General features: G+C 60.2%; 4 protein-coding genes. All 4 read left to right on the top strand.

Annotation, left to right across the window (positions count from 1 at the left end):
* Nucleotides 1-114 precede the first annotated feature (114 nt).
* Entirely contained in the window at nucleotides 115-1,020 is a 906-nt protein-coding gene (locus tag OXG98_07920) for a TIGR03619 family F420-dependent LLM class oxidoreductase (protein ID MCY3771930.1), read from the top strand.
* Between the two features lie 125 nt (nucleotides 1,021-1,145).
* Nucleotides 1,146-2,330: an FAD-binding oxidoreductase gene (locus tag OXG98_07915; protein MCY3771929.1), complete on the top strand. Its 1,185-nt coding sequence runs from the start codon at nucleotides 1,146-1,148 to the stop codon at nucleotides 2,328-2,330.
* A 21-nt stretch (nucleotides 2,331-2,351) separates the two neighbouring features.
* Nucleotides 2,352-3,485: an amidohydrolase family protein gene (locus tag OXG98_07910; GenBank protein ID MCY3771928.1), complete on the top strand. Its 1,134-nt coding sequence runs from the start codon at nucleotides 2,352-2,354 to the stop codon at nucleotides 3,483-3,485.
* Between the two features lie 62 nt (nucleotides 3,486-3,547).
* Nucleotides 3,548-3,842 (top strand): hypothetical protein (locus OXG98_07905; GenBank protein ID MCY3771927.1); only part of this gene is annotated, 295 nt, incomplete at its 3' end.

The raw sequence follows: 3,842 nt of genomic DNA, 5'->3' as shown, positions 1-3,842 counted from the left end.
CCCCAACCAGATCATGACCCCTAGATGGAAGCAAGCGGCCGCCTGAACAGTGTTTTCATCTCGACGAGAAGTGGTATAGGAGAGGGGCAGATTGCGGATTGTAAGGGAGAATTCATGAAAATCGGTTTTATGCTGCCCGCATTTGGTGCGATGGCGACCCATGAGAATATGCTGGCCATGGCCCAGCTCGCCGAAGACCGCGGCTTCGAGTCGATCTGGGTGCCCGACCATGTCATCATGCCGACCAAGATCGATACTCCGTACCCGTACAGCAAGTCGGGGCGTTACATCGCCGATCCCAAGGGCGCCCATCTGGAGCCGTTTACCGTGCTGTCGTTCGTGGCGGCCTGCACCCGCCGGGTACGGCTGGGGTTTACCGTGATCGTGGCCCCGTACCGCCATCCGGTGGTGACGGGCAAGATGCTGGCCTCGTTGGACGTGCTGTCAAACGGCCGTCTGATTGTCGGTGTGGGCAGCGGCTGGCTGGAAGAGGAGTTCCAGGCCCTGGAGGTTCCGTTTGCCAAACGCTGGACGCGCACGGACGAGCACATCCAGATCTGGAAAGAACTCTGGACGGCCGAGGAGCCGCGCTTTGAGGGCGAGTACCACCGGTTTACGGATGTCCAGTGTCGGCCTCAGCCGCTCCAGAAGCCGTACCCCCCGATTACGATTGGCGGGCGCGGGCGAGCCGGCCTGCGCCGGGTGGTGAGCATGGCCGACGGCTGGCAGGTCGTCTCCGAGCATCCCGACGACGTGTATAGCACCGAAGGCGACCTGGCCAAGGATTTGCAGACGCTCAGACAGATGTGTGACGAGGCGGGCCGCGACTTCTCGACCATAGAGATTACCGCGGTAATTATCACCGGTACGGCCGAGGGGGTTCTCAAGGACCTACCGGGCTGGGAACGCCTGGGCGTGAGCCGCTTGATCCTTGACTTTCCGTCGTTTGTGTCCGACCCTAGCGAAATGGCTGCCATCTTGGAAAAAATTGCCGCCGAGGCCGAGATGGAAGCGACCTAGCCGAAACCTGTCCTCTGTCCTAACCCACGCGGTCTGACGGCGGCGCGAACGTCCTGAAACCTGGAGCGAGCTAAAGAGTAAACGTGTCCTTCATCAGCTATGAGATGCGGGACACGTTTACTCTTATGGCCAAGCGGAATGCCGGGTACGATGTCGTCATTGTTGGTGGAGCCATTATTGGCAGCGCCGTGGCCTACTTTCTCACCGCGGACGAGGGCTTTCAGGGCCGCGTGCTCGTCATCGAAAAAGACCCCTCCTATCAGTATTGCTCAACCACCCGCTCCTTAGCCTCGATTCGACAGCAGTTCTCCACCCCGGTGAACATTCACCTGTCTCAGTTTGGGGTGGAGTTCCTGCGAACGGCCAAAGACCGCCTGGGGGCGGACGTCGAGGTCAGCTTTCGGGAGGCGGGCTATTTGTTGCTGGCGAGCGAGCAGGGGAAAGCCATTCTTGAACGCAACGCGCGGGTCCAAACCCGGCAGGGCGCGGATGTCTGTCTGCTGGGTCCGGCCGAATTGCAGGCGCGTTTCCCGTGGCTCGCGACCTCGGACCTCGCCGCCGGTTGCCTCGGACTGTCCGGGGAAGGCTGGTTTGACGCCCACAGCCTGCTGTACGCGCTCCGCAGTACGGCCGTCGCACGGGGCGCTGAGTTTCTGACCGGCGAGGTTGTTGCCCTACGAGGCTCGCAGCGACGTCTGGAGGCCGTGCAACTCGCCGACGGGCGGGTCTTTTCGTGTGGCGAACTCGTGAACGCCGCCGGTCCGGCCGCGGGGAAGATCGCCCGTATGGCCGATATCGAGCTGCCGGTCGAAAGTCGGAAACGGTGCGTGTTCGTGTTCGATTGCCGACAGGCCGCCGCAGTGCAAGCCTGTCCCCTGGTCGTGGATGTCTCCGGCGTCTATTTTCGGCCCGAAGGCCAATACTTCGTGTGCGGGGTGTCCCCGCCAGCAGACCGGGACCCCCCAACGGAAGATTTTCGGGTTGAGTACCAACTGTTCGATGAGATCGTCTGGCCGGCGTTGGCGCAGCGCGTTCCTGTCTTTGAGGCGATCAAGCACGTCTCTGCCTGGAGCGGGCATTACGCCTATAATACGTTCGACCAGAACGCCATTGTGGGCCGGCATCCCGTGCTGAAAAATTTCCTTTTTGCCAACGGCTTCTCCGGCCACGGGGTCCAACAGGCTCCTGGCGTTGGGCGCGGGATTGCCGAGTTGATTGTGCATGGCGCATACCGGACGCTGGACATCACGCCGCTCGGGTTTGAACGTGTGGTCGCGGGGCGGCCGCTGCAGGAACTCAATGTGATCTAAATATTTTTAGGAGGGTGCAGTATGGCTGAGTACAAAGTTATTTCATCCGATAGTCATGTGTTCGAGCCGTCGGATTTATGGACCAGTCGGGTCGAGGCCCGGTTCAGAGATCGGGCTCCGCATGTCGTCCGCCGTGAGGAAGACAATACCGATTGGTGGGTCTGCGACGGGGTGAAAGGGGTCAGCGGAGGGTCCGGCGGCTCACAGGCCGGCAAGCGATTCGTGCCCGAAGAGCGGGACTCGATGCGGTTTGGCGACGTCATGGAAAACGTCCGACCCGGAGCCTATCTCCCCGAGGAACATCTGAAAGACCTGGACCTGGACGGCATCGATGCCGACGTGCTCTATCCGACGCAGGGACTGCTGCTGTACAGCATTCCGGACGGTGAGCTCCTGACCGTCTTGTGCCGGGCCTATAACGACTGGCTGGCCGAGTTCTGCCAGCCCTTCCCGCAGCGGATCAAGGGCGTCGCCATGCTGAATGTTGACGATGTCCCGGAGAGTGTCAGGGAGTTGGAGCGCTGCGCCAAGCTGGGGCTGTGCGGCGCAATGATCACGGTCTACCCGCTGGAGGAGCATAGCTATGATTCTCCCGAGTACGAGCCGCTGTGGGCCGCGGCCCAGGATTTGGGCCTCCCGCTGAGCCTGCATATTGCCACCAACCGGCCCGCTCCAGGCTCGCCCCTGGCCGATCTGGAAGCGGTCAGCACCGCCTTTCTGACCAATGTCGATTACTGGGTGCGCATGTCGCTGTCGCATATTATTTTTACCGGGGTGTTCGAGCGCTATCCGAAACTCCAAATCGGGTCGGTCGAGCAGGAGTTGGCCTGGGTGCCGCATTTCCTGGAACGGATGGACTATAATTTCATTCAACGCCCGGCGACCGGAGGCCGGCAGAAATTCAAGGAAGATATGCTGCCGAGCGATTATTTCCGGCGGAACGTCTTCCTCAGCTTCCAGGAAGACGCCCTCGGCATCAGGGACCGCGCTCTCATCGGGGTGGATAACATCCTGTGGGGCTCGGACTACCCCCATCCGGAGTGCACCTTCCCCAACTCACGCCAGGTGCTTGAGACTATCCTGGTGGACTGTAGCGAAGAGGAAAAGGCGAAAATCGTCGGGGGGAATACTGCCCGGATTTATCATTTTGATTAAAAGCGGGCTGGGAAAGAGGGGAGAGGCAGGAGCGAGAAAGAGCGAAAATCGAAAGCGGGACGATGGCGCATACTTTACAGCCCCCTGGCATTGAAAATGCCGAAGCTTTGTACGCTCGGATTCGCGCCGAGAATCAGGCTCATTGGCCCAGGTTTTCGGCGGCGGAGTACCAGCGTCGCTATGAGGCAATCCGCACGGCGATGGCTGAGCGTCATATCGACTGCCTGCTCATGTTCAGCAACGGGTATGTCTTTAGCGCGAATCTGATCTATGTCGGCAATTATATCGATATTGCCTATGGAGCCATTGTCTTTCCGCTAGACCAGGAGCCTACCTTGTTTGCCAGTCTCTATTCGT

It is taken from the genome of Gemmatimonadota bacterium (assembly GCA_026706345.1).
In the GTDB taxonomy this organism is placed as follows: domain Bacteria; phylum JAAXHH01; class JAAXHH01; order JAAXHH01; family JAAXHH01; genus JAAXHH01.
This window is presented reverse-complemented; position numbering and strand designations above follow the sequence as displayed.